The organism is Cellulomonas biazotea (assembly GCF_004306155.1).
GTDB lineage: Bacteria > Actinomycetota > Actinomycetes > Actinomycetales > Cellulomonadaceae > Cellulomonas > Cellulomonas biazotea.
This window is the reverse complement of the sequence record NZ_BIMR01000089.1, coordinates 1-25,430: the sequence shown is the minus strand read 5'-3', so window position 1 is coordinate 25,430 and position 25,430 is coordinate 1. Positions and strand designations below refer to the sequence as shown.

Here is a 25,430-nt window from a genome sequence, read left to right as displayed (position 1 = left end):
TGCGGCGGCCGTGCGGCAGTCGTGCGGCGGCCGTGCGGCGTCGCGGCCGCGCAGGCACGACCACCGACGGGAGGCGCGACGGCGCAGGCGACGGGTCAGCCGGCGTCGCGCAGCGGCCGGACGTCGACCGCGTCCATGCCCGCGGCGAGCGCCGCCGCCAGCCCCTCGTCGCTGTCCTCCAGCACCAGGCACGCACCGGGCTCCACGCCCAGGCGCTGCGCGGCGAGCACGAAGATCTCCGGCGACGGCTTGCCCGCGGAGACGTCGTCGCGCGTGACGACCGCGTCGAGCAGGCCGAGGAGCCCGAGCGCCTCGAGCGTCGGGACGACCGTCTCCCGCTGCCCGCCCGTCGCGACGGCCGCGCGGAGCGTGCCGCGCGTGGACCGCAGCAGGTCGGCGACGGCCGGGTGCTCGCCGACCTCGTGCACGCGGGCCAGGTAGGCGGCGTTGCGGCGGGCCGTGACCGCCGCGGCGTCGACCGGCACGCCGTGCAGGACGCCGAGCCGCTCGACCATCTCGGTCGTGGAGACGCCCGTCCGCGCGTCGTACCAGTCCTGGTCGAGCACGATCCCGGTGCCCGCGAGCGCGTCGCGCAGCGCGCGGTAGTTCACGGCCTGGCTGTCGACGAGCGTGCCGTCGTGGTCGAGCAGGAGCCCGCGGTGCTGCGGGCCGGGTCGCAGGTCGGCCGCGGTGCGCGCGGTCCGGGCGGTCGCCATGTCGTCCCCCTGGTCGGCGCCGTCGGCGCCTGCGTGCCGGTGCGTGCGGGTGCGTACCGGTGCGGTCCCGGTCCGTGCCGGTACGTGCCGGTGCGGTCGGACGACCGCGGCGCCAGGCTAGGGCGACGGCGCGGTCGCCGCGGTCCGGGTCCGTGCCGCGGACGCGGGTCAGGCGTCCCAGTCGACCTGGACCGGGAGACCTGCGAACGCCGCGTAGGCCGCGAAGGCGTCGACGACGGCGTGGCGCTCGGCGTCCGTCAGGGGGCGCGCGAGCCGGGGCTGCGCGACGACGCCGTCCTTCGTGGCGACCCGGCGCCACCAGCCGACGACCTGGCTGTCGAGCAGGAGCGGCTGGATCACCTGGTTGGTCCCGGGCGGCGCGATCGGCAGGCCGGCGACGTTCGCCGCGAACCGGCTGGCCGTGTACGCCACGCCGTACTCGTCGTACCCCTGGAGCACGTGCGCGGTCGGCGACGGGTCCCGCACGGGCGACGGTCCCGGCGCGGACCACACGGCCACGCCGTCGACCTCGTCCTGGTCGAGCTCGTCCGCGACGAGGGCGAGCCCGCGCCGGACCTGCGCGAGCGTGAGCGTCGCCCACCACGCGAGGTCCTTCTCCGCAGCGGGGCCGTGCCCGGTGAAGAAGCGCCGGGTGAGCTCGGCGAGCGCGTCGTCGCCGCGCAGGTCGGGACCGTCGTCGGGGACACGCTCGTCGACGAGGGCGTACGTCTGCTGCGCGCCGCGCGCGACGCCGGACGTGACGACCGCGTCGAGCTCGAGCCGCATGAGCAGGTACGCGAGCTGCAGGCCCGCGGCCTCCAGGCCCGCGCGTGCGAGCACGTCGGCCACCTCGCGGCGGGTGAGGTGCTCGCCGCCGCGCAGGGCACGCGTCACGACCGGGGTGGCCCGGGCCATGACGTCGTCGTCGAGGCCGACCTGCCGCTCGACCGTCCCGTTGACGCGCAGGACACGGGGGCCGGTGAGCGCCTGCACCCACCGCAGGTCCTCGGCGGCGACGTAGTGCCAGGTGGCGCGCAGCGCGTGCGTGCGCAGCAGGCGGCCGTCGTCGAGCGAGCGCGCGACCGTCGCGTCGTCGGTCCCGCTGCGCATGCCGAGCGACCAGCGGGACATCGGCACCTCCTGCGCCTGCGACGCGCCCAGGTGCCGCACGACCGCGACGGGGTCGGGCAGCGGGGGCCCCGACAGGTGCTGCCGGTGCAGGCGACGGTGGGCGACCTCGACGGCGTCCATGTCCCGGATCCTAGGGGCGCGGCGGGGCTGTTCCCCGGCCGGTCACGCGACGTCGGCCATACGGTCACGCGGCGTCGGTCATCCGGACATGCGGGGGTCAACCGGACGCGGTCGACTGGTCGTCATGCGAATCCGTCGCGCTGTCGCGCTCGCTCTCGTCGTGGCCACCGCCGCCCTCGGCGGCACGGTCCTGCCCGCCGCCGCCGAACCCGCCGGCTCGGCCGGCACGTCCGACGCCACCGACACCGCGCGGGCAGGTCAGCCGGCGGGTCACGGCCGTCCGGCGCCGGGCCGTGGCCCCGCGCTCGTCTCCCGCGCCACCCTGTCCGCCGACTTCCTCGCCGACGGTCCGCCGTCCGGCGCCGCGGTCACCCCGGCGAACGGCCGCACCGGCCCGTTCGCCGGCCAGGTGATCCCCGGCTTCTCGGGGGCGCTCGACAACGGCGACGGCACGTTCTGGGGGCTGCCCGACAACGGGTTCGGCGCCAAGGGCAACTCCGCGGACTTCCTGCTGCGGATGTACCTCGTGACGCCCGACTGGGCGTCGGGGCAGATCGAGGTCGGGCGGCACGTGTCGTTCCGCGACCCCGACGGGCACGTCGACTTCCCCCTGACGCGCGCGGACCGGCTGCTCACGGGCGCGGACTTCGACGTCGAGTCGGTCCAGCGCGCGAAGGACGGCACGCTGTGGGTCGGCGAGGAGTTCGGCCCGTTCCTGCTGCACTTCGACGCCGACGGCGTCCTGCTCTCGGCTCCCCTGCCGTTCCCTGACGGCAAGTCGCCCGCCAACCCGTACCTGGCGCCCGGAGAGACGCCCCGGGTCGGCAGCAGCCGCGGCTTCGAGGCGCTCGCGATCTCGTCGGACGGCCGCCGCCTGTACCCGGTCGTCGAGGGCGCGTTCACCGACGACCCGGTGCAGCGCCGCCGGTACGTCTACGAGGTCGACACCCGCACGCAGCAGTACACGGGCCGCACCTGGCAGTACGAGACCGACGCGGCCGCAAACGTCGTCGGCGACGCGCAGTGGGTCGGCCGGGACCGCCTGTGGCTCATCGAGCGCGACGACCACGACGGCGCCGCGTCGGTGACCAAGCGGGTCTACGAGGTCGACCTGTCCCGGACCGACCGCGACGGCTTCGTCGAGAAGTCGCTGGTCCTCGACGCGCTGCGCATCGCCAACCCACGGGGCGTCGGCGCGGGGACGGGCTACGGGACGGGCGACCCGTTCGCGCTGCCCGTGCAGTCGTTCGAGACGATCGTGCCGCTCGGCAAGGACCGCCTGCTGCTCGCGAACGACAACAACTACCCGGGCAACGCGGCACGCGTCCCCGGGACGCCGGACGCGACGGAGATGCTGGTCGTCGACCTGCGCGGGGCGCGGCTCGCGAAGCCGGACGACACCCTGGTCGTCGGGCACCGCGGGGCGTCCGGGTACCGCCCCGAGCACACGCTCGCCGCCTACGAGACCGCGATCCTGCAGTGCGCCGACTACATCGAGCCCGACCTGGTGAGCACGAAGGACGGCGTCCTCGTCGCGCGGCACGAGAACGAGATCGGCGGCACGACCGACGTCGCGACCAAGCCGGAGTTCGCCGACCGCCGCACGACCAAGACCGTCGACGGCACGAGCATCACGGGCTGGTTCACCGAGGACTTCACGCTCGCCGAGCTGCGGACCCTGCGGGCCAAGGAGCGCATCCCCGGCACCCGCCCGGCGAACACCGCGTTCGACGGGAAGTACGGCGTGCCCACGTTCGACGAGGTCCTCGACCTGGCCCGGCACTCGCGGACGTGCGCGGGCGAGCCCGTGGGCGTCTACCCGGAGACGAAGCACCCGTCGTACTTCGACGACCTGGGCCTCTCGCTCGAGGAGCCGCTGCTCGCGACCCTCGCCGCGAACGGGCTCGACCGCCGCGACGCGCCGGTGGTCATCCAGAGCTTCGAGACCGCCAACCTGCGCGAGCTCGCGACGCGCACCCGCCTGCCGCTCGCGCAGCTCGTCAACTGCACCGGGAGCCCGTGGGACCTCGTCGAGGCCGGGGACCCGCGCACCTACGCCGACCTCGTCACGCGCGACGGCCTGCGCTGGGTGGCGCGCTACGCCGACGGCATCGGCGCCTGCAAGGACGTCCTCATCCCGCGCGACGGCACGGGTGCGCTGCAGTCGCCGTCGCCCGTCATCCGGGACGCACACCGGGCGGGCCTCACGGTGCACGGCTGGACGTTCCGGCGGGAGAACCAGTTCCTGCCCACCCAGTTCCGGGTCGGCACCGACCCGAACGCCCCCGGCGACCTGACGGGTGAGATCCGCACGTTCCTGCGCGCCGGCATGGACGGGTTCTTCACCGACAACCCGGACGTGGGGGCGGCCGCCGTCGGCTGACGCCCGTCCGCACCGCGAGGCCCCCGGTCCGACCACCGGGGGCCTCGTCGTCGCCGTGGCCCGGTGACAGACTCGGCTGCGAGGACGGCGTCGTCCCGCCGTCGTCCGCCGACCGGCGCACGGGCGAGGAGAGGCACCATGAGCACGCGCACGTACCTGCGGCTCGCGACGATCGAGGGCGGCTCCGTGGACCGCCACCACGAGGGCTGGATCGACGTCCGGTCGTTCAGCTGGTCCGAGTCCGTCCCCGTGAGCGGCCACGCCGGGGTCGGCGGCGCTACCGGACGCGTGACGACGAGCCCGCTCGTCGTGACGGCCGAGGCGAGCGTCGCGTCCCCGCGGCTGTTCCTCGCGTGCGCCCGCTCGGCCCGCCTCGACGTCGCCGAGCTCGAGGTCGTCCGGGCCGGCGAGGACGGTGGGCGCCCGTTCCTGCGGTGGCGGCTGGAGGGCGTCGCGGTCACCGGGTACGCGGTGACCGGCGAGGACTTCCTGCCCGTCGACACGCTCACGCTGACGTTCCGGTCGCTGCGGTTCGACGTGCAGGAGCAGCAGCCCGACGGCTCGCCCGGGCAGACCGTCTCCGCGGAGTTCGACTTCTTTCGGCTCCTCGACGAGTGACGCGCGTGCCCGGTCCGGCCGTCGACCGCGACCGGGTCGGTGTCAGACGTCGACGAGTGCGATCCGGAGGCGCACGGTGTCGCCGACGTCGACCTGCTCGGCCCGGCGCACGGCCTTCTTCACCGGCAGCACGAACGTGCCCGCGCCGTCGTCGGGGAAGATCGACGTGCGCCACACGGTCGCACCGAGCGTGACCTCGACCCGGACCGACCCGAACCCGCGGGTCACCGCGCCCGCGACCTCGAGGACCTCGTCGGCGACCTCGGTGGGCAGGCTCGCGAACACCCACGTGTCGGTGCGGCGGGCGTCCCACCGCCACAGCGGCGCGTCGAAGTCGTAGTCCATCCGCGCATCGTCGCAGGCGGCACCCACGCCCGAGGCGGGGCGGTCAGGCGCGCTCGAGCAGCGTCACGACCTCGTAGTGCGTCGTCTGCGGGAACATGTCGAGCAGCCGCCCGCGCACGGGTCGCAGCGACGGCATCGCGGCGAGGTCGCGGGCCAGCGAGCGCGCGTGGCACGACGAGTACACGACGCGCTCGACGCCGGACCGCTCGAGCCACCCGGCGAGGTCGGGGCCGATCCCCCGCCGGGGCGGGTTGACGACGACGAGGTCGGGTGCCGCGTCGGCCGCGAGCGCGAAGCCGGTCGCGTCGTCGGCGAGGAAGGTCGTGCGCACGAGCCCGGCGTCGCGCGCGGTGAGCGCGGCACTGGCGACGGCCTCGGCGGACGTCTCGACGCCGACGACGTCGCGCGCGGGGTCGGCGACGTGCAGGGCGAAGCCCCCGACGCCGCAGTACAGGTCCCACACGGACGCGGGGCTGCTCTCCTCGACCCACGCGGCGGCCTGCCGGTAGAGCGCGGCGGCGACGTCGGTGTTGGTCTGGAAGAAGCTCTGCGGGCGCAGGTGCAGGTCGAGCCCGTTGACGCGCATGCGCAGGGTCTGCTCGTCGGTCAGCACGATCTCGCGCGACCCCTCGAGCACGGCCTTGTGCTCGGGCAGCAGGTTGACGGACGCGACGACGAGCGCCGGGAGCTGCTCGTGCAGCCACGGCAGGTGCTTGCGGATCCGGGTGACGGCCTCCTGCGAGCGCAGGACGAACCGCACCATGAGGTCGCCGTCGGCTGACTGCGTGACGAGCAGGTGCTTGAGCTCGCCGCGGCGCGCGGGGACGTCGTAGGGCTCGATCCGGGCGCGGGTGACGAACGCGGCGAGCACGGGGAACACGGCCTGGAGGCCGTCCGGGTAGAGGCCGCACGACTGCAGGTCCACGCCGGCGCCCGCGGCGTCGAGGATGCCGAGGGTGGGCGCGTCGACCGTGCCGGCGACGACCATCTTCGCCTTGTTGCGGAAGCCCTCCTCGCGGCTGGCGACCGGCGGGAGCCAGTCGAGCCCGGCGTGCTCGGCGAGCAGGTCGGCGACGAGGTCCTGCTTGGCGGCGAGCTGCGCGGCGTACGGCCGGCCCATCCACGTGCAGGAGAGGCACCGCTCCGCGTCGAAGTAGGAGCACTGCACGGTCCACCAGCCTACGGGGCGTGTATCTGTGACGCGGGTCACACCTCTTCCTCGGTGCGGGGGCGCAGTCGACAGGTCGCGCGCGGGCGGGGAGACACCGATGGGCAACCGGAACGGCGACCTCGAGGTCGTGGACGCAGTGGTCGTCGGCTCGGGCTTCGGGGCCGCGGTGGCGGCGCAGCGGCTCGCCGAGGCCGGCAAGCAGGTCGTCGTCATGGAACGCGGCAGGCGGTACGGGCCCGGCGACTTCGCCCGGACGCCCGCGCAGATGGGCCGCAACTTCTGGGACCCGAGCGAGAAGCTCTACGGCCTGTTCGACGCCTGGTCGTTCCGCGGCACCGAGGGCCTCGTGTCGAGCGGCCTCGGCGGCGGCTCGCTCATCTACGCCAACGTGCTGCTGCGCAAGGACGAGCACTGGTTCGTGCACGACTCGCCGCTGCCCGGCGGCGGCTACGAGCACTGGCCGTTCAGCCGCGCCGACCTCGACCCCCACTACGACGTCGTCGAGCGCATGCTCGGCGCGACGCCCTACCCGTACCAGGACACCCCCAAGACGAACGCGGTCGAGCGCGCGGCGGTCGCGATCGGCATGCCCGCCGTCCGCCCCCCGCTCGCCGTGACGTTCGCCCGGCCCGGCGAGGCCCCCGCACCCGGTCTGGAGCTGCCCGCGGCGGGCTACGGGACCGTGCACGCCGGCTCGCGACGGCTCACCTGCACGCTGTGCGGCGAGTGCGACATCGGCTGCAACGCGGGCGCCAAGAACACGCTCGACCACACCTACCTCGCGTCGGCCGCGCACCACGGCGCCGACCTGCGGACGCTGCACGAGGTCCGCGCGATCCGGCCCCTCGGCGAGGGTGGCGGGTACCTCGTCAAGTACGTCGTGCACGAGCCCGGCGCGAAGGGCCTCGAGGACACCCGCACCCGCAGCCTGCCGGAGCGGTCGATCGTCGCGCGCCGCGTCGTCCTCGGCGCAGGGACGTTCGGCACCACGTTCCTGCTGCTGCGCAGCCGCGCGTCGCTGCCCGGGCTCGGTCCCGCGCTCGGCACCCGGTTCTGCGGCAACGGCGACCTGCTCACGCTGCTCATGGACTGCACGCTCGACGGCGAGCACCTGCCCGTCGACGGCGGCACCGGTCCCGTCATCACGACCGCGGTCCGGCGGCCCGACGCGCTCGACGGCGACGGCTGGACGGGACGCGGCTTCTACGTCGAGGACGCGGGCTTCCCGGGCTTCCTCGGCTGGCTCGTCGAGACCGCGCAGCTGCGCTCCGCCGCCCGCCGCGCGGCCGCGTTCGCGTGGCAGGTCGTCCGCAACCGCGTCCTCGCGCACGGCCGGTCCAACATCTCCGCGGACCTGTCGACGCTGCTCGGCGACGGGCGCCTGTCCGCGGGGTCGCTGCCGCTGCTCGGCATGGGCCGCGACATCCCCGACGGGACCATGTCGCTGCACGAAGGACGGCTCGCGGTCGACTGGACCACCGCGACCTCGCGGGCCTACTTCGACGAGATGCGCGCGACGATGGAGCGCCTGTCCGACGCGCTCGGCGCCTCGTTCAAGGACAACCCCCTGTGGTGGGCCAAGCGGGTCATCACGGTCCACCCGCTGGGCGGCGTGCCCATCGGGCGGCACGTCGGCGAGGGCGTCTGCGACGCCTACGGCGAGGTGCGCGGCCACCCGGGCCTGCACGTCGTCGACGGCTCCGCGATGCCCGGCCCCGTCGGCGCGAACCCGTCGCTCACGATCGCGGCCATGGCCGACCGCGCCGCGACCCGCATGCTCGAGCAGGACTGGTCACGGCCCACCGCGACCTCCATCGCCGCCCCCGCCCGGGCCCGCGCGTCGGTCGTCCCGGGTGCGACGTCGGTCGCGTTCACCGAGCGCATGACCGGCCCCTTCACGCTCGACCAGACCGACCCGCAGCGCGGCGCCGAGATCGCGCGCAGCCTGCGCGACCACCTGACGTTCGTCCTCACCATCACGGCGACCGACATCGAGGCGTTCGTCGCCGACCCGCTGCACCGGGCCGAGGCGACGGGGTGGGTCGAGAGCAACGTCCTCGGCGGGCGGCTCGACGTCGAGCGCGGCTGGTTCCACCTGTTCGTGCACCCCCGTGGCACCCCCGGCCGCCGCATGCTCTACCGGCTGTGGCTGCGCGACACCGCGGGCTCGCCGCTCACGCTGCTCGGCGCGAAGGACGTCGAGGACGACCAGGGCCTCGACGTGTGGGCCGACACGACGACGCTGTTCGTCCGGGTCGTCGCCGGGCACCTGCCGCCACCCGAGGCGGCGACGCACGCGCAGGCGCTCGCGGTCCTCGCCGACCTCGACGACGGCCTCGGCCCGACCGCGCCCGACAAGACGCTCGGCGCGGGCGTGCTCGTCATCAAGCCGTGGGACCTCGCCAAGCAGCTCACGACGTTCCGCACGCAGGGCGACGCCGGCCCGGCGGCCCTCGCGCAGTTCGGCCGCCTGTTCCTCGGCGAGCTGTGGGACGTCTACGTCGCGGACCGGCTGGCCGGGCGCAGGGGCGGCGTGCGGGTCGGCACGAGGGAGGGCCGGTGAGGCGCCGCGACCTGGTGGCCCGCAGCAGCGAGCTCGGCTTCGTGCCGAGCCCGCAGGTGCGCTGGCTCGACCCGCCCGAGCTGGCCCGGACCGCGCTCAAGGTCGCGCTGGCGTCGGTGTTCACCGCGTACGGCGACCGTCGCGAGGTGCAGGCCGCGCTGCCGGGCGGGCTGGTCGAGCCCGTGCACCGGCCCGAGGGCGACCTGTGGCTCGACTTCGTGGCCGACCTCGGCGACGGCTTCGACGCCACGTTCTCGGTCGCGACGCTGCTCGCGCAGCCCGACCTCAAGGTCGCGCGGCCCGGCGGTGGCCCGGACCTCGCGCTCCCCCGCGGGCACCTGCTCGTCATGGGCGGCGACGAGGTGTACCCGGCGGCGTCGGCCCGCGCCTACGAGCACCGCACGACCGGCCCGTACGCGTCCGCGCTGCCCGCGCCCGCGCGGGGCACCGTCCTCGACGCCACGACCGAGCCGACGCTGCTCGCGATCCCCGGCAACCACGACTGGTACGACGGCCTGACGGCGTGGCTGCGGGTCTTCACGCGCGGCGCGGCCGTCGGCGCGTGGCGGACCGTGCAGCGCCGCTCCTACTTCGCGGTGCACCTCGCACCCGGCTGGTGGCTGCTGGGCCTCGACTCGCAGCTCGACGAGTACATCGACGAGCCGCAGCTCGACTACTTCCGCACGCACGTCACCGCGCACCTGCAGCCGGGCGACGCGGTCGTCGTGTGCACCGCCGAGCCCGCGTGGGCCCACGCCGGCGACGACCCGGACGGGTTCAACCAGCTGCACTTCTTCGAGCGGGAGGTCGTCCGGTACCGGCGGGTCCCGGGCCACGCGGACCCGCAGGACACGGGCGCGCGGGTGCGGCTGTGGATCAGCGGCGACTCGCACCACTACAGCCGCTACGCGCAGCGCGCGCCCGCGGGCGCCACCGACGTCGTGGGGCGGCCCGTGCAGGCCGTGACCTGCGGGCTCGGCGGCGCGTACCTGGGCGACACCGACCACCTGCCCGACCACCTGGACCTGCCGCCCGCGGCGTCGCGGATGCGCACGAAGGACGCCCCGACCCCGTACGACCGGGTCGGCCCGACGTACCCCGCCCAGGACGTGTCGCGCCGGTGGCGCCGCCGGGTCGCGAACCCGCTCTCCCGGTGGTGGGCCGGCCGGCGCAACCTCGGTCTGCTCGCCACGGCCGGGATCGTCCAGCTCGTGCTCGTCGGGTCGCTCGCGGGGCTGCTCGGCGTGCTGCGGCCCGGGTCGCCCGCGCTGCTGCGCGGCCCGCTCGGCACCGTCGCCGAGGCCGCGCTCGGGCTGCTCGCCTGGGTCGCCGTCCTGCTCCTCGCGCACCTGGTCGTCGCCGCCGTCCTGCCGCGCGGCCGGCTCGCCCGGCTCGTGCCCGCGACCACGGGCATCGCGCTGCAGCTCGCCGCGGCCCTCGTCGTGCTCGTCGCGACGGTCGCCGTGCCGTGGCCGTCGTGGTCTCCCGCACTCACCGCGGCCTTCGTCGTGCCCTTCGTCGTCGCGCTCGGGGCGCTGCTCGGGACCGAGGCGTTCGCGCTGCTGCTGCTCTCGCGCCGCGACGGCGTCGTCGCGGGCTGGCAGATGTCGGGCCAGGCCGTCACGGACCACAAGGGGTTCGTGCGGCTGTGCCTGCGCACCGACGGCGTGCTCGAGCTGTACCCGCTCGTCGTCGACACCGTGTGCCGCGCGTGGGACGTCGAGCAGGGGGACGGCGGCCTGCGCGCCGTGCCCGCCGACGGCCTGCCGGTCGTGCGGCTGCTGGAGGAACCGGTCGTCGTCGCACGGGAGGGGTTCGGGCCATGAGCGTCGAGCAGGTCGAACGGGACGGGGCGCCGCGCGGGACCGTGACACGCGCCGACCACCGCAGCGAGGTCGTGCCGCTCACGGCGCGCGACGGCACGCTGCTCAACCTCGTGCACGTGCGCGGGCCGCACGAGCCGTGGCGCGGGCCGGTGATGCTCGCGCACGGGTCCGGGGTGCGCGCCGAGCTGTTCCGGCCGCCGCTGCCGCGCACGCTCGTCGACGTCCTGCTCGAGGACGGCTGGGACGTCTGGCTGCTCAACTGGCGTGCGTCGATCGACCTCGCGCCGATGCCGTGGACGCTGGACGACGCCGCCGTCTTCGACCACCCGGCCGCGGTCGAGCACATCCTCGCGGCGACCGGCGCGGACACGATGAAGGCCGTCGTGCACTGCCAGGGCTCGACGTCGTTCACCATGGCCGCGGTTGCGGGGCTCGTCCCGCAGGTCGACACGGTCGTGAGCAACGCGGTCTCGCTGCACCCCGTCATCCCGTTCTGGTCGCGGCAGAAGATCCGCTACCTCGCCCCGGCCATCGAGCCGTTCACGCCGCACCTCAACCCCGCGTGGGGGTACCGCAGCGACGGCGTGTTCTCCAAGCTCGTGCGCCGCACCGTCGCCCTCACGCACCCCGAGTGCGACAACATCGTCTGCCGGATGGTGAGCTTCACGTACGGCTCCGGGTTCCCCGCGCTGTGGTCGCACCGCAACCTCGACGCCGCCACGCACGACTGGATCAGCGGCGAGTTCGCCGACGTCCCGATGTCGTTCTTCCGGCAGATGGGCCGCTCGGTCGACGCCGGGCACCTCGTCGCGGCGCACGACCACCCCGAGATCCCCGACGACCTGGTCGCCGGGCCGCCGCGCACCGACGCGCGCTTCTCGTTCCTCGCCGGCGCCGACAACCGGTGCTTCCTGCCGGAGTCGCAGGTCCGCACGCACGCGTGGTTCGCCGCGCAGCGGCCCGGCAAGGGCGACACCCTGCACGTCCTTCCGGGCTACGGGCACCTCGACGTGTTCTTCGGCCGGCGGGCGTGGCGGGACACCTACCCGATCATCCTGGAGGAGCTGCACCGATGAGCCTGCTGACCTCGGCCGCGCGGACGGTGCTGTCCCGCGTCCCGTCCCCCGTCCCACGCCGCCAGCGCCGCCTGACCGGTCAGGCCGCCCGCGTCGACACCATCCCGTACGCGATGCCCGTGAGCTCCGAGGACTCCCCCGTGTTCATGGCGGCGTTCCCGATCTCGCTGGCCGCGGCCCGCGCGGTGCTGCCCGGGCGCGAGCTGCACCCCGTGTCCCTCGGCTTCGGCAAGGGCGTCCTCGTCGCGACCGTCGTCAACTACCGGGCCACCGACATCGGGCAGTACATCGAGTACTCGCTCGCGATCGCCGTGACGCAGGGCCCGCGCCCCGCACCACCGCTGCTCCCGATGGCGCTCATGCGCACCCTGCACGTCGGCCAGTACGTCGTCGACCTGCCCGTCTCCACCGAGGTGTCCGTCAAGGGCGGCAAGGGCATCTGGGGCATGCCCAAGCACCAGGCGTCGCTCGACTTCGTCGTCACCGACACCACCGTCTCCGCGCAGTACGACACGCTCGACGGCCGGTTCGGCGCGCTCGTCGAGATCGAGCGGCCCGCCCCGACCGGGCTGCCGCTCAAGCTCGCGGCCGCCAACTACTGCGCGTTCCGCGGCCAGCTCATGAAGTCGACGATCTACTTCGAGGCGACCGGCGACGTCGCCGTCGGACCCGGTGCGCACGCCCGCATCGTGCTCGGCGACGCCCCCGGGGTGCAGCCGCTCAAGGCCCTCGACATCGGCCGACGGCCGCTGTTCACCGCCTGGCTGCCGACCGCGCACGGCGTCCTCGACGACCACTACGAGGGCTGGTTCCTCACCGGCGACACGCTGCCCGAGGTCGACGCCGACCTCGCGTCGGGCCGGTTCGGCGACCCGCTCGAGTCGGTCGTCGGCCTCGGCCGCGGCGAGACCTGGCCGCCGCCGCCCGACCGCACGCGGCCCGAGGTGCAGCCCGCCGCCCGCACCGCCACGGGGGTGACGACGTGATCACCTTCCTCGCGGCGCTGTGGTTCCTGTTCGGCGCCTCGATGTACATGGGCACGATGTGGGTGCTCAAGTGGTTCCTGTTCCCCACCTGGCGCGGCCTGTCACGCGACAACGTCGCGACCCACTTCGGCATCCCGACCCGCCGCGCGACGGTCTTCTTCACCGTCGTCGTGCCCGTGATGTTCGTCGCGTCGATCGTCCTGATCGTCGCCGAGTGGGGCACGTCGTCCGTGTGGTTCGGCGTCGCGTGCCTCGTCGGGATCTTCCTGCTGACCTTCGTCGGGCAGGGCATCATCATCCCGATCAACAAGAGGATCCGCGGAGGGCTGTTCGCCGACGACGCCGAGCTGCGGCGCCTGCTCGCCCGCTGGATGCTCCTCAACGACATCCGGTTCTACGGGTCGACCTTCACCTGGGTCGCGATCGTCTGGTACGTCGTCGCACGCGGCGACCTGCTGGGGGCGCTGTCATGAGCGCGGGCGCCGGTGTCCCGGCCGGCGCCCCGGCGCCCGCCGTCCGCGACACCCCCCGCACGCCGCTCGTCCTCGTGCTCGTCGCGATCGGCTGGGTGACCGTCGCGAGCGGCGCCGCGCAGGTCCTCGCCCCCGGGTTCGTCCTGTCGCTGCTCGGGGCCACGGACGACGCCACCGCACAGCAGCTCTTCGCGACCGTCGGGATGTTCATGGTCGTCGTGAGCGGGCTGCTGCTCACCACCCTGGGCCGCCCCCGGCACGACCCCGACGTCGTGCTGTGGGCCGCCGTGCAGAAGGCGCTCGCGTGCGTCGCCGTCGTCGTCGGCGTCGCCCGGGACGTCTTCGACCCGCTCGCGCTCGGCGTCGCCGCGTTCGACCTGGTGTCCGCCGCGCTGCTCGTCGTGCACCTGCGCACCCTGCGGCGGTCGTCGTGAGGTCGCTCGTCCTCGCCGGGGGCGGCATGCGCGTGGCCTGGCAGGCCGGTGTCGTGCGCGCCCTGCAGGAGGACGGCCTCGTGTTCGACCACGTCGACGGCACGTCGGGCGGCATCCTCACCGCGGCGATGCTGTGCTCGGGCGTCGACGGCGTGCAGATGTGCCGCCGCTGGCGCGACGTGGACGTCCAGGACTTCGGGTCCGCTCTCCCGTTCCGCGAGTACCTCACCGGCCCCTGGAACCTGCCGGCCGTCGGCGACGCCGACGGGCTGCTGCAGCGCGTCTTCCCCGCGCTCGGCATCGACGTCGACGCGATCCGCAGGTCCCCGCTCGCGGGGTCGTTCAACGTCGTCGACTTCGCCACCAAGGAGTCCGTCGCGGTCGACGCGCGCGACGTCGACGCCCCGCTGCTTGCCGCCGGGATGTCGCTGCCGCTGTTCCTCACGCCGCTGCGGCGCGACGGCCACGTCTGGACCGACGCCGTGTGGGTGCGCGACGCCAACCTCACCGAGGCGCTGCGCCGCGGCGCCGACGAGGTGTGGCTCGTGTGGTGCATCGGCGACACCCCGCGCTGGGGTGACGGCCCCCTCGAGCAGTACGTCCACATGATCGAGATGAGCGCCGCGGGCGGCCTCGCGTCCGACCTCGCCCTCGCCGAGGCCGCCGGCCGGTCGTTCGTCCTGCACGTCGTCCGCCCCGAGCACCCGCTGCCGCTCGACCCGGAGTTCTACCTGGGCCGCATCTCGTCCGACTCGCTCGTGCAGATGGGCTACCGGGACGCCCGCCGCTACCTGGCAGGCCGCTCGCGCGACGGCGTGCCGCGGACCCCGGCGTGCACGCGCATGACCGAGCCGCCGCCCTCCGCGCGGTTCGTCGAGCACCTGCGCGGCCCGGCCCGGGGCGTGGTCGAGGACCGGGCCGCCGGAGCGACGACCGACGGCGGACTGACGTCCGAGGACCGCGCGGCCGACGACCGGACGGTCAGCCTCGACCTCACCGTCGTCATGCCGCTCGACGGCCCGGTCGACGACGCCGACGTCGCCGGCGCCCTCACCTACGCCCCGTGGGGCGAGCGCGCGTACCTCGCCGACGGGCACGTCACGGCCGACGCGGACGCACTGACGTACCACGCGACGGTCCGCGTCGACGGGCACGACCTCACGCTCACCGCGACGCGGTCGCTCGTCGACGACCCCGGCTTCGACGCCTGGTCCGACCTGTCCCGCGTCGACCTCGAGGTGCGCGACCCGTCGGGCGACGTCGTGCTGTCCGCACCGCTCGACCTGGGTGCATCGGGCGTGCGCCGCCTCGTGACGTCGGTCGAGCCCGTCGGCGTCACGGGCGTGTTCCGCCGCGTCGACGCGGTCCGCCGCCTGCTGCAGCGCGGCGCGTCGGCGCTGCACGACTGACCGCGTCTGCGCCGGGGTCGGTCGGGGGGCGGGTCAGGGGACGAGCGGCGATCCCTCGCGTCGGCGCAGGCGGGCCTCGATGACGACCGACGTGCCGCCGCCCTCGCGCGCACCCCAGGAGATCGTGCCGCCCATCTCGTTCGTCACGAGCGTCGAGACGATCTGCGTGCCGAGACCCGTGCCGGCACCGCGGTCGGCGGGCAGGCCGGCGCCGTCGTCGGCGACCTCGACCCGCAGGTCGTCGCCGTCGCGTTCCACGACGATCTCGACGGTCCCGCTCTCGCGCCCGTCGAACCCGTGCTCGACGGCGTTCGTGACGAGCTCGGTGAGCACCAGGGCCAGGGCGGTTGCGTCCTCCGCAGGCACCGAGCCGAACGACCCCTTGACGACGGTCCGCACGCTCGCCCCGGCGGTGGCCACGTCCGCGGCGAGCCGCAGGCTCCGACCGACGAGGTCGTCGAACGGGACGCTCTCGTCGAGCGTCTGCGACAGCGTCTCGTGCACGAGCGCGATCGTCGCGACGCGGCGCATCGCCTCACCGAGCGCCTCGCGGGCCTCGGGCGAGCTCATGCGGCGCGACTGCAGGCGCAGCAGCGCCGCGACGGTCTGCAGGTTGTTCTTCACGCGGTGGTGGATCTCGCGGATCGTCGCGTCCTTGGTGATGAGCTCGCGCTCGCGCCGCCGCAGCTCGGAGACGTCGCGGCACAGCAGCACGGCCCCGAGGCGCTGCCCGTGCTCGGTGAGCGGCACCGCCCGCAGGGAGAGCGCGACGCCCCGCGACTCGACGTCGGTGCGCCACGGCGCCCGGCCCATGAGGACGAGCGGCATCGACTCGTCGACGGTCGCGCTCTGCTCGTCGACGAGGTCGGCGGTGACCTCGACGAGCGAGCGCCCGACGAGGTCGCCGAGCGCGCCGAGGCGGTGGAAGCACGACAGCGCGTTGGGGCTGGCGTACAGCACCTCGCCCTCGGAGTTGAGCCGCACGAGGCCGTCGCCGACGCGCGGGGCGCCGCGGCGCGGGCCGGTCGGGGCGTCGGCGGCGGGGAACTCGCCGCGGCCGATCATCCCGAACACCTCGTCGGCGGCCTCGACGTAGTTGAGCTCGAGGCGGCTGGGCGTGCGCGCCCCGCCGAGGTTGGTCTGCCGGGCGATGACGGCGATCGCGCGCCCGCGCCGCACGACGGGCACGGCCTCCTCGCGGACGGCGTAGGACCCGAACCAGCGCGGCTCGCGCGAGCGCTGCGCGGCCCGCTCCTCGAGCGCCCGCCGCAGCTGGGGGCGCTGCCCCTCGGGTGCGCGCGACCCGACGACGTCGTCGTAGTGCACGGTCGCGCCGGTGGACGGGCGGCACTGTGCGACCGCGACGAAGTCGTCGTCGCTCGTCGGCAGCCAGAGCACGAGGTCCGCGAACGCGAGGTCGGACACCACCTGCCAGTCGCCGACGAGCAGGTGGAGCCACTCGAGGTCGGCGGCGTCGAGGGAGGCGTGGCGGGCGACGAGCGTGCTCAGCGTGGACACCGCTCCAGGGTAGGTGGAGCGCCCGGTCGTGCGGCACGCGCGCGCGTGCCGGGCCGTGCGGCGCGTGGGCGGCTAGCCTCGGACCACGGCCCGTGGCGCGACGTCGCGCACAGGCCGACCACCCTCGTGCCGCGTCCTGCGGCCACGACGCACACACCCGGAGGACCACGGTGCACCTGAGCGTGACGCTCGACCTCGCGACCGACGCGCACGCGGCGGGGCGGATGCTGGCCGACCCCCGCTACGTGGAGGCGAAGGTCGTCGCGAGCGGCGCGATCGAGCACCAGGTCGACGTCACGGGCACCGCCGACGAGGCGTTCACGGTGACGACGCGGCGCGCGCTGCCGTCGGACCAGATCCCGGCTCAGGTCCGCGGGTTCGTCGGGAACCGCATCGACGTCCGCCTGGTCGAGGCGTGGGACGCGGCGGCGCCTGACGGCGGACGCACCGGGACGGTCGTCGTGGAGATCGCGGGGGCACCGGTGCGGCTCACGGGGCGGTGCACGCTGCAGCCCGTCGGGCCGGCCGCGACGCGCCTCGTCTACGACGGCGACCTGCACGCGGCGATCCCGTTGTTCGGGTCCGCCGTGGAGGAGGCGGCGGCCCGGGCGATACGCGGGGCTTTGGGGGTCGAGCAGCAGGTCGCGGCGCAGTGGCTCGCAGATCACGGGTCGGCCGAGCAGCCGTAACGATTCGGTAACACGGCGTCAGCCGAACAGGCCTCTGACCTGCACAAACACTGCCGTGGGATCGCTACCACACCATCTCGGCAGGCTGTCGTCCTTGACACTCAACCAACTGCGGGCGACAGTTCATGCAGCGCGTGGGAACGCTCCTACATTCTGCGGAAGGACGAGCCCGCGCGGGGTCCAATTGGCCCACGTCCGATGCCCGTCAGCGCCCCCTGCGGCCGACGGTCTGACGACGCCTCAGGGGTACGGCGAGGACGCCGTCCGACTGACAAGGGAGTCATAGTGCGCAAGACCACACGCAAGATGTGGGCGGCTGCGGCCGGGGTCACGGGCATCGCCCTCCTCGCCACCGCTTGCTCCAGCGGCTCGGGTACCGAGGGCGAGGACGAGCCCAGCGAGGGCGGCAACATCACCCTCACGGTCGCGACGTTCAACGAGTTCGGCTACACGGACGAGATGTTCGACGAGTACGAGGCGTCGCACCCCGGCGTGACGATCGAGCACAAGAAGGCGGCCACCTCGAACGAGGCCCGCGAGAACCTCAACACCCGCCTGGCGGCCGGCTCCGGCCTCTCGGACATCGAGGCCATCGAGGTCGACTGGCTCCCCGAGCTCCTGCAGTACCCCGACAAGTTCGTCGACCTGACGGACCCGGAGCTCGACGGCCGCTGGCTCGGCTGGAAGCAGGCCCAGGCGACGGCTCCCTCGGGTGAGCTCATCGGCTACGGCACGGACATCGGCCCGGAGGCCATCGCCTACCGCTCCGACCTGTTCGCTGCCGCCGGCCTGCCGACGGACCGTGCCGAGGTCGCCGCGCTGCTGTCCGAGAACGGCGGCGGCTGGGACCAGTACTTCAAGGTCGGCAAGCAGTACACCGACGCGACGAGCAAGCCGTGGTTCGACTCGGCCGGCGCCATCTGGCAGGGCATGATCAACCAGATCGAGGCCCCGTACGAGAACCCGGACGACAACTCGATCATCGCGACCGAGAACGCCGACGTGAAGGCCGCGTACGACGCCGTCGTCCAGGCCGCGGTCGGCGACAACCTGTCGGCGCACCTGCAGCAGTGGAGCGACGACTGGAACGCCTCGTTCCAGGGCGAGAACGCCTTCGCGACGATGCTGGCGCCGGGCTGGATGCTCGGTGTCATCGAGGGCAACTCGGCCGGCGTCACCGGCTGGGACATCGCCGACGTCTTCCCCGGCGGTGCCGGCAACTGGGGTGGCTCGTTCCTGACGGTCCCCGCCCAGGGTGCGAACACCGAGGCCGCGAAGGAGCTGGCCGCGTGGCTGACCGCTCCCGAGCAGCAGCTCAAGGCGTACGCGAGCAAGGGCACGTTCCCGAGCCAGGTCGAGGCCCAGAAGTCGCCTGACCTGCTCGGCTCGACGAACGAGTTCTTCAACAACGCGCCCGCCGGCGAGATCCTGGTGAACCGCTCCGAGGGCATCACCGAGGTCTACAAGGGCCCGAACTTCTTCGCCGTGAACGACGCGTTCAACAACGCGCTGGTCGAGGTGGACGTCAACGGTGGTGACCCCGCTGCTCAGTGGGAGTCCGCCATCCAGGCGATCAACGCCCTGGGCTGACGCTGACGAGGCCGGGCCGATGGACTCCATCGGCCCGGCCTCCGCCGCGTAGGCTCCGCCCCATCAGCACCCGAAGGACGATCGATGGCTACCTCCACCACGCCGCCGAGGCTCGACCGGCGCGCCAGCAGCACCCCCCCGAGGGCGCCCCGACGGGTCGGTTTCAGCCAGACCCTCGGGCGATGGGACGTCAAGGTCTCGCCCTACCTGTACATCTCCCCCTTCTTCATCCTCTTCGCCCTCACCGGCCTCTTCCCGCTGGGCTACACGGCGTTCGTGTCGATGCACCAGTGGCACCTCATCGGTGGCCAGGGACCGTTCGTCGGGTTCGAGAACTACGCGTACATCCTCCAGGAGCCGAACTTCTGGAAGAGCATCCGCAACACCTTCTCCATCTTCTTCCTGTCGACCATCCCGCAGCTGATGGTCGCCATCGTCCTCGCGGCGATGCTCGACGCGAACCTGCGCGCGAAGACCTTCTGGCGGATGGGTGTCCTGCTCCCCTACGTCGTCGCGCCGGTCGCCGTCTCCCTCATCTTCGGTCGTCTCTTCTCCGACCAGTTCGGCATCATCAACACGCTGCTCGGCTACGTGGGCATCGACCCCATCGGCTGGCACTCGCAGCCGTTCCCGAGCCACGTCGCGATCGCCTCGATGGTGAACTTCCGCTGGACCGGCTACAACACGCTGATCCTGCTCGCCGCGATGCAGGCCATCCCGCGTGACCTCTACGAGGCCGCGGTCATCGACGGCGCGTCGCGCGTCCGCCAGTTCTTCTCCATCACGATCCCGATGCTGCGCCCGACGATCATCTTCGTCGTCATCACGTCGACCATCGGTGGCCTCCAGATCTTCGACGAGCCGCGTCTGTTCGACCAGCTCGGCCAGGGCGGCCCGAGCCGCCAGTGGATGACCACGACGATGTACATCTACGAGGTCGGCTGGGGCAACCAGAAGAGCTTCGGCCGTGCGGCCGCGGTGGCCTGGATCCTGTTCCTCATCATCATCGTCGTCGGCATGATCAACTTCTCGCTCACCCGGCGCATCTCCACCGACAACTCGTCGAAGTCCCGGAAGAAGGTCAAGCGATGAGCGCCCCCTCCGTCCCCGTCATCGCGCAGACCGCGGGCAAGGGCGCCGCCCGTGCCGCGGCCCGCAAGCGCAGCACGGCGCAGGGTTCCGACCGCCGTCCGGGCTGGGTCACCTACACCCTCCTGGGCATCGCGATCGTCGCGTCGATCCTGCCGCTCTACTACGCGTTCCTGCTCGCGTCGTCGACCAGCCAGTACATCGCGCAGAACCCGATCCCGTCGCTCATCCCGCAGGGTCACTTCTTCGAGAACGTCAGCCGCGTCCTGAACTCGGACATCAAGTTCTGGCAGGCCGTCGGCAACTCCGTCATCGTCGCCGTCATCACCTCGGCCTCCGTGGTGCTCTTCTCGACGCTCGCCGGCTTCTCGTTCTCGAAGCTGCGCTTCCGTGGCCGCAGCGGCCTGCTCGTGTTCGTCATCGCGACGACCGCCGTCCCGACCCAGCTCGGCATCGTCCCGCTGTTCATCGTGATGTCGAAGCTCGGCTGGACCGGCAAGCTCATCGCCGTCATCGTCCCGGGCCTGGTCACCGCGTTCGGCGTCTTCTGGATGACGCAGTACCTCGAGTCCGCGCTCCCCTACGAGCTCATCGAGGCCGCGCGCGTCGACGGGGCGTCGATGATCCGCACGTTCTGGCACGTCGCCCTCCCGGCGGCCCGCCCGGCGGCGGTCATGCTCGGCCTGTTCACCTTCGTCGGCTCGTGGACGAGCTTCTTCTGGCCGTTCATCGTCCTCGGGTCCAGCAATCCGACACTCCCAGTGGCGGTCCAGCTGCTGCAGGCGACGTACTTCAAGGACATGGCGCTGATCATGGCGGGCGTCACCGTCTCGATCATCCCGCTGATCATCCTGTTCTTCGTCGCCGGCCGTCAGCTCGTGGCGGGCATCATGCAGGGCGCCGTCAAGGGCTGAGAGACTGCCCAGAGCACCACTCGGACCGCGTTCCCCGCGCACCCGTGGGCGCAGTCCGGTAGGACAGGAGGGCGGGGTGCCCGCACCCCGCCCTCCTGCCGTCAGCACGTCACCGCTGCTCCGGCAGCCACAGGAGAGAAGACCAACGGTGGTCGACAACATCCCCATGCGTACCGAGCCCGCCCGTCCCCCGGCGCCCACGCTCGAGCAGGTCGCCGAGCGCGCCGGCGTGTCCCGGTCGACCGCCTCGCGTGCGATCAACGGTGGTCTGCGCGTCTCGCCCGAGGCGCTCGCGTCGGTCGAGGCCGCGGTCGCGGACCTCGGCTACACCCCGAACCGCGCCGCCCGCTCGCTGGTCACCAAGCGCACCGACTCGATCGCGCTGGTCGTGCCCGAGCCCGACGAGCGCGTCCTGTCGGACCCGTTCTTCGCCGGCACCCTCAACGGCCTGAGCAGCTCGCTCGCGGACTCCGACATCCAGGTCGTCCTCGTCATCGCCCGCCCCGGCGAGAGCGAGCGCACGGTCCGCTACCTGCGCAACGGGCACGTCGACGGCGCGATCGTCGTGTCGCACCACCGTGACGACGAGCTCGACCGCACGCTGCTCGCGTCGCGCGTGCCGAACGTCTTCGTCGGCCGCCCCCTGTCCGCCGACGAGCGCGACGTCCAGTACGTCGACACCGACAACCACGAGGGCGGCCGTCTCGCGACCGAGCACCTCATCGGCCTCGGCCGCCGCCGCATCGCCACGATCGCCGGCCCGGAGGACATGTCCGCCGGCATCGACCGCCTCGCCGGCTGGCGGGACGCGATGGCCGCGCACGGGCTCCCGGACGACGCCGTCGTGCACGGCGACTTCACGATCGCGTCCGGCGCGATCGCCGCACGCGACCTGCTGGCACGCTTCCCCGACCTCGACGCGATCTTCATCGCCTCCGACCTCATGGCCGCGGGTGCGCTGGGCGTGCTCGCGGAGCACGGCAAGGAGGTGCCCGGCGACGTCGCGGTCGTGGGCTACGACAACCTCGGCGTGGCCGCGTCCACGACACCGCCGCTGACGACCGTCGTGCAGCCGGTCGTCGCCATGGCGCGCGCCGCGGGGGCCCGGCTGCTCGACCAGCTGCAGGGCGCCGCGACGCCCACCGAGCCGCTGATCTTCGCCCCCGAGCTGGTCATCCGCGCCTCGGCCTGACGGCTTGGCGCCTCGCTACCGCGACGGGCATGCGGCGCGCGGCCGGCGGGACGTGCCCGAACCGGTGCACCGTCCGGGAGACCGCCTGCTCGCGGACGACACCGAGCAGCTCCCGTGACGCCGACGCCAGGACGGGACCGTCGAGCAGCGTGACCTCGCCCGCGCGCACGGCGGCCGCGGCCCGCAGCCCGGGGGCGTCGCCCACGACCCGCACGCGACCGGCCACTCCCCCGGAGCGCACCCGCTGCGCGAAGGCGTCGTGCGACTCGGCGGCCACGTCGCTCACGCTGGTCGGCACGCCCGCCGTTGCGGCGGCGTGCAGCACCCGCTCGACGGCCGCCGGGCGCGCTCCGTCGGCGACACGGACCAGCAGGTGCGGGACGGGCCGGTAGCGCAGCACGTTCTGCTCGACGAGCAGCCCGCTCGGGTCGTGCTCCCGCCCGAGCTCCTGCGCCCAGACCCGCAGGTCGTCGGCCCGGGCCCAGGCCAGCCAGGCGTCGTCGTCGACGGGGACGTCGGGTGCGTCGACCCACGTGCCGATCTGCGCGACGTAGTGGGGGCCGCCCGCCTTCGCGCCGGGCCCGACGACCGACGCCTTCCAGCCACCGAACGGCTGCCGCCGCACGATCGCCCCGGTGATGTGCCGGTTCACGTAGGCGTTGCCGACCTCGACGGCGTCGAGCCACGCGTCGATCTCGTCCTCGTCGAGCGAGTGCAGCCCGCCGGTGAGGCCGAACGCGACGTCGTTCTGCCACGCGACGGCCTCCTCGAGGGTCGCGGCGCGCATGATCCCGAGCACCGGCCCGAAGCACTCGGTGCGGTGGAACCACGAGCCGGGACGCACCCCGAACTTCACACCCGGGGTCCACAGTCGGCCCGCGGTGTCGACGCGACGCGGCGCGACCAGCCACTCCTCCCCCTCGTCGAGCGTCGTCAGGGCGCGCAGCAGCTTGCCCGACGCGGGCTCGACCAGCGGGCCGACGCTCGTCGCGAGGTCGTCGCTGTGCCCGACGCGCAGCGACGACACCGCGTCGGCGAGCTGGCGGCGCAGCCGGTCGTCGGTCCCCGCGGAGCCGACGAGGATCGCGAGCGACGCCGCCGAGCACTTCTGGCCGGCATGGCCGAACGCAGAGCGCACGAGGTCGTGCACGGCCAGGTCGACGTCGGCGGCGGGCGTGACGACGAGCGCGTTCTTGCCCGACGTCTCGGCGAGCACCTCCAGGTCGTCGCGCCAGCCCGCGAAGGCCCGCGCGGTCTCGATCGACCCGGTGAGCAGCACGCGCGCGACGTCGGGGTGCGTGACCAGCCGCCTGCCCACGTCACCCTCGGGGCACAGGACGACCGTGAGCACCCCGGCGGGGGCGCCGGCCGCGTCGAGCGCCTGCTGGATCGCGGCCATCGCGACCCGCGCGCACGCGGGCGTCGCCGGGGCCGGCTTGACCAGCACGGGCGTGCCGGCGGCGAGCCCGGCGAGCACCGAGCCGACGGGGATCGCGACGGGGAAGTTCCACGGCGGGGTCACGACGGTGACGCCCGTGGGGACGTGCCGCGCGCCCGGCACCCGGCCGTCGGCGAGCTCCTCGGCGCGGTCGGCGTAGTAGCGCGCGAAGTCGACCGCCTCGCTGACCTCGGGGTCCGCCTCGGCGACCGTCTTGGCGGCCTCGTGGACCATGGTCGTGACGAGGTCGGTGCGCGCGTCCTCGAGTGCGTCGGCGGCTGCCCGCAGGACGGCGGCGCGGCGCTCGGGCGGTGTCGCGGCCCACGCCGCGGCGGCCCCGGCCGCGCGCGCGACCAGGGCGTCGACCTCCTCGACCGTCTCGGCGACGACCGCGCCGGGCGGGGGCTCGACGCGACCGGTGACGACCTGGACCGCCCAGCGGCGTCCCGCCGGGGTCGCGGGGTCGGTGTCCGGCACGTTGTCGAACACCGGCCCGTCGTCGCGCCCGTCGGACGCAGGCGGCACACCCTCGGACGTGAGGGCGTCGCCGACCCGCGCGCGGTCGGGCACGGGCGCGAGCACCCCGGCCGCGCCTCGGCGCGGGGACCGGCTCGGCCGCTCCCGGTCGGCCCACGCGGTGCGGAACGCCGCCTCCTGGCCGTCCATGGCGTCGCCGTCGGCGTCGCCCGCGAAGGCCGCATGCAGGAAGTTCTCCCCCGCGGCGTTCTCCTCGAGGCGGCGCACCAGGTAGGACACCGCGACGTCGAACTCGCTGCGTGCGACGACCGGGGTGTAGAGCAGCACGCTGCCGACGTCGTCGCGCACAGCACGCGCCTGCGCGGGGGCCATGCCCTGCAGCATCTCGACGTCGAGCGCCTCGCCGACACCGCGACGCTCGGCGAGCAGGTGCGCGGCGGCGACGTGGAACACGTTGTGGCTCGCGACGCCGACGCGCAGCGCGCGGGTCCGGTCGGGGTCGAGCGCGCGGTCGACGAGCCGCAGGTAGGCGGCGTCGACGTCGGCCTTCGTCGGGTAGGTCGCGGGCTGCCAGCCGTGCAGCTCGGCCTCGACCCGCTCCATCGCGAGGTTCGCGCCCTTGACGAGTCGGACCTTGAGGCGCGACCCGCCCGCGGCGACGCGTCGTGCGGCGATGTCGGCGATCTCGTCGAACGCGTCGGCGGCGTCGGGCAGGTACGCCTGCAGGGCGATGCCGGACGGGGCGTCCCGCAGCGACGGCAGCGCGACGAGGCGCTCGAACACGCGCACGGTGAGCGCGAGGTCGCGGTACTCCTCCATGTCGAGGTTGACGAACGTGCCGTGCCGCGCGGCGGACTCGTAGAGCGGGACGAGGCGCTCGACGACCCGGTCGACGCTGCCGTCGAGGTCCCACGTGGAGAGCTGGCTCGCGACCGCTGACACCTTGACGGACACGTAGTCGACGTCGGGCCGCTCGACGAGCACGCGCACCCGGGCCAGCCGCGCGGCCGCCTCGTGCTCGCCGAGCACGGCCTCGCCGAGGAGGTTGAGGTTGAGCCGGTACCCGTCGGCGCGGGTCGCGGCCAGGTGCCGGGCGAGCGCGGGGCCGTCGTCGACGACGAGGTGCCCGACGAGCGCGCGCAGCCGCCGGCGGGCGGCCGGGACGACCACGTCGGGCGCGCGGGTCGCGAGGCGGGTCCCGGCCCCGAGCAGCAGCCGGTCGGCCGGACCGAGGAAGTCGGCGGCGCCCGTCACGTCGGCGAGGTCCGCGAG

At 74.0% G+C, this 25,430-nt stretch carries 20 protein-coding genes; 14 read left to right on the top strand and 6 right to left on the bottom strand.

Features of this window, described 5'->3' with window-relative positions; genetic code table 11:
* Positions 1–95: 95 nt before the first annotated feature.
* Positions 96–716 carry an HAD family hydrolase gene (locus CBZ_RS07315; protein WP_130780921.1) on the bottom strand — a complete coding sequence of 207 codons (621 nt, stop codon included), beginning with the start codon at positions 714–716 and terminating at the stop codon, positions 96–98.
* Positions 717–884: 168 nt separating this feature from the next.
* The gene (locus tag CBZ_RS07310) at positions 885–1,967 is read right to left on the bottom strand and encodes a winged helix DNA-binding domain-containing protein (protein ID WP_130780920.1); all 1,083 of its coding nucleotides are present in this window, start codon (positions 1,965–1,967) and stop codon (positions 885–887) included.
* 124 nt (positions 1,968–2,091) lie between these two features.
* Here CBZ_RS07310 and CBZ_RS07305 point away from each other — a divergent pair, with 124 nt between their 5' ends.
* Both CBZ_RS07305 and CBZ_RS07300 read left to right on the top strand, forming a co-directional pair.
* Positions 2,092–4,350, top strand: coding sequence for an esterase-like activity of phytase family protein (locus CBZ_RS07305; protein ID WP_130780919.1), 2,259 nt, complete (start codon positions 2,092–2,094; stop codon positions 4,348–4,350).
* Between the two features lie 138 nt (positions 4,351–4,488).
* On the top strand, positions 4,489–4,968 hold the full coding sequence (locus tag CBZ_RS07300; RefSeq protein ID WP_130780918.1) for an Hcp family type VI secretion system effector: 480 nt from the start codon (positions 4,489–4,491) through the stop codon (positions 4,966–4,968).
* Between the two features lie 42 nt (positions 4,969–5,010).
* Here CBZ_RS07300 and CBZ_RS07295 read toward each other — a convergent pair whose 3' ends face one another.
* Positions 5,011–5,313 (bottom strand): DUF1905 domain-containing protein, encoded by a 303-nt coding sequence (locus CBZ_RS07295; RefSeq protein ID WP_130780917.1) that lies wholly within the window; start codon positions 5,311–5,313, stop codon positions 5,011–5,013.
* 43 nt (positions 5,314–5,356) lie between these two features.
* Complete coding sequence (gene rlmC / locus CBZ_RS07290) at positions 5,357–6,481, bottom strand: 23S rRNA (uracil(747)-C(5))-methyltransferase RlmC (protein WP_130780923.1); 1,125 nt, start codon at positions 6,479–6,481, stop codon at positions 5,357–5,359.
* A 100-nt stretch (positions 6,482–6,581) separates the two neighbouring features.
* Between rlmC and CBZ_RS07285 the strand changes: the two genes are divergently transcribed.
* Genes CBZ_RS07285 through CBZ_RS07255 form a run of 7 tightly spaced genes read left to right on the top strand, consistent with a single transcriptional unit; the run spans position 6,582 to position 15,251 of the window.
* Positions 6,582–9,047 (top strand): GMC oxidoreductase, encoded by a 2,466-nt coding sequence (locus tag CBZ_RS07285; RefSeq protein ID WP_130780916.1) that lies wholly within the window; start codon positions 6,582–6,584, stop codon positions 9,045–9,047.
* Positions 9,044–10,873, top strand: coding sequence for a hypothetical protein (locus tag CBZ_RS07280; RefSeq protein ID WP_130780915.1), 1,830 nt, complete (start codon positions 9,044–9,046; stop codon positions 10,871–10,873). The genes CBZ_RS07285 and CBZ_RS07280 overlap by 4 nt, the downstream gene beginning before the upstream one ends.
* Positions 10,870–11,949, top strand: a complete 1,080-nt coding sequence (locus CBZ_RS07275; protein WP_174768643.1) for an alpha/beta fold hydrolase — start codon at positions 10,870–10,872, stop codon at positions 11,947–11,949. The genes CBZ_RS07280 and CBZ_RS07275 overlap by 4 nt, the downstream gene beginning before the upstream one ends.
* A complete protein-coding gene (locus CBZ_RS07270; protein WP_130780914.1) occupies positions 11,946–12,935 on the top strand; it encodes an acetoacetate decarboxylase family protein in 990 nt (329 codons plus the stop codon). Before CBZ_RS07275 ends, CBZ_RS07270 begins: the two co-directional genes overlap by 4 nt.
* Positions 12,932–13,408 (top strand): DUF1772 domain-containing protein, encoded by a 477-nt coding sequence (locus CBZ_RS07265; RefSeq protein ID WP_130780913.1) that lies wholly within the window; start codon positions 12,932–12,934, stop codon positions 13,406–13,408. Before CBZ_RS07270 ends, CBZ_RS07265 begins: the two co-directional genes overlap by 4 nt.
* Entirely contained in the window at positions 13,405–13,842 is a 438-nt protein-coding gene (locus tag CBZ_RS07260; RefSeq protein WP_130780912.1) for a hypothetical protein, read from the top strand. Before CBZ_RS07265 ends, CBZ_RS07260 begins: the two co-directional genes overlap by 4 nt.
* Positions 13,839–15,251: a patatin-like phospholipase family protein gene (locus CBZ_RS07255; protein ID WP_130780911.1), complete on the top strand. Its 1,413-nt coding sequence runs from the start codon at positions 13,839–13,841 to the stop codon at positions 15,249–15,251. The genes CBZ_RS07260 and CBZ_RS07255 overlap by 4 nt, the downstream gene beginning before the upstream one ends.
* Positions 15,252–15,284: 33 nt before the next feature.
* Here CBZ_RS07255 and CBZ_RS07250 read toward each other — a convergent pair whose 3' ends face one another.
* Positions 15,285–16,769, bottom strand: coding sequence for a sensor histidine kinase (locus tag CBZ_RS07250; RefSeq protein WP_130780910.1), 1,485 nt, complete (start codon positions 16,767–16,769; stop codon positions 15,285–15,287).
* A gap of 170 nt (positions 16,770–16,939) precedes the next feature.
* On the opposite strand from CBZ_RS07250, the gene CBZ_RS07245 reads away from it, so the two are divergent.
* From CBZ_RS07245 to CBZ_RS07225, 5 genes are all read left to right on the top strand, one after another.
* On the top strand, positions 16,940–17,458 hold the full coding sequence (locus tag CBZ_RS07245) for a DUF2505 domain-containing protein (RefSeq protein ID WP_130780909.1): 519 nt from the start codon (positions 16,940–16,942) through the stop codon (positions 17,456–17,458).
* 285 nt (positions 17,459–17,743) lie between these two features.
* Positions 17,744–19,048: an ABC transporter substrate-binding protein gene (locus CBZ_RS07240; RefSeq protein ID WP_130780908.1), complete on the top strand. Its 1,305-nt coding sequence runs from the start codon at positions 17,744–17,746 to the stop codon at positions 19,046–19,048.
* A gap of 84 nt (positions 19,049–19,132) precedes the next feature.
* Positions 19,133–20,140: a carbohydrate ABC transporter permease gene (locus CBZ_RS07235; RefSeq protein ID WP_130780907.1), complete on the top strand. Its 1,008-nt coding sequence runs from the start codon at positions 19,133–19,135 to the stop codon at positions 20,138–20,140.
* Entirely contained in the window at positions 20,137–21,051 is a 915-nt protein-coding gene (locus CBZ_RS07230; RefSeq protein ID WP_130780906.1) for a carbohydrate ABC transporter permease, read from the top strand. The genes CBZ_RS07235 and CBZ_RS07230 overlap by 4 nt, the downstream gene beginning before the upstream one ends.
* Positions 21,052–21,217: 166 nt before the next feature.
* On the top strand, positions 21,218–22,243 hold the full coding sequence (locus tag CBZ_RS07225) for a LacI family DNA-binding transcriptional regulator (RefSeq protein ID WP_165446689.1): 1,026 nt from the start codon (positions 21,218–21,220) through the stop codon (positions 22,241–22,243).
* Here CBZ_RS07225 and CBZ_RS07220 read toward each other — a convergent pair.
* Positions 22,224–25,430 (bottom strand): proline dehydrogenase family protein (locus tag CBZ_RS07220; protein WP_130780904.1); only part of this gene is annotated, 3,207 nt, incomplete at its 5' end. The genes CBZ_RS07225 and CBZ_RS07220 overlap by 20 nt on opposite strands.

Coding starts and splice junctions, on each gene's coding strand:
- CBZ_RS07315 (WP_130780921.1), bottom strand. CDS start 716: ATGGCGACCGCCCGGACCGCGCGCACCGCGGCCGACCTGCGACCCGGC.
- CBZ_RS07310 (WP_130780920.1), bottom strand. CDS start 1,967: ATGGACGCCGTCGAGGTCGCCCACCGTCGCCTGCACCGGCAGCACCTG.
- CBZ_RS07305 (WP_130780919.1), top strand. CDS start 2,092: ATGCGAATCCGTCGCGCTGTCGCGCTCGCTCTCGTCGTGGCCACCGCC.
- CBZ_RS07300 (WP_130780918.1), top strand. CDS start 4,489: ATGAGCACGCGCACGTACCTGCGGCTCGCGACGATCGAGGGCGGCTCC.
- CBZ_RS07295 (WP_130780917.1), bottom strand. CDS start 5,313: ATGGACTACGACTTCGACGCGCCGCTGTGGCGGTGGGACGCCCGCCGC.
- CBZ_RS07285 (WP_130780916.1), top strand. CDS start 6,582: ATGGGCAACCGGAACGGCGACCTCGAGGTCGTGGACGCAGTGGTCGTC.
- CBZ_RS07275 (WP_174768643.1), top strand. CDS start 10,870: ATGAGCGTCGAGCAGGTCGAACGGGACGGGGCGCCGCGCGGGACCGTG.
- CBZ_RS07270 (WP_130780914.1), top strand. CDS start 11,946: ATGAGCCTGCTGACCTCGGCCGCGCGGACGGTGCTGTCCCGCGTCCCG.
- CBZ_RS07260 (WP_130780912.1), top strand. CDS start 13,405: ATGAGCGCGGGCGCCGGTGTCCCGGCCGGCGCCCCGGCGCCCGCCGTC.
- CBZ_RS07235 (WP_130780907.1), top strand. CDS start 19,133: ATGGCTACCTCCACCACGCCGCCGAGGCTCGACCGGCGCGCCAGCAGC.
- CBZ_RS07230 (WP_130780906.1), top strand. CDS start 20,137: ATGAGCGCCCCCTCCGTCCCCGTCATCGCGCAGACCGCGGGCAAGGGC.
- CBZ_RS07225 (WP_165446689.1), top strand. CDS start 21,218: ATGCGTACCGAGCCCGCCCGTCCCCCGGCGCCCACGCTCGAGCAGGTC.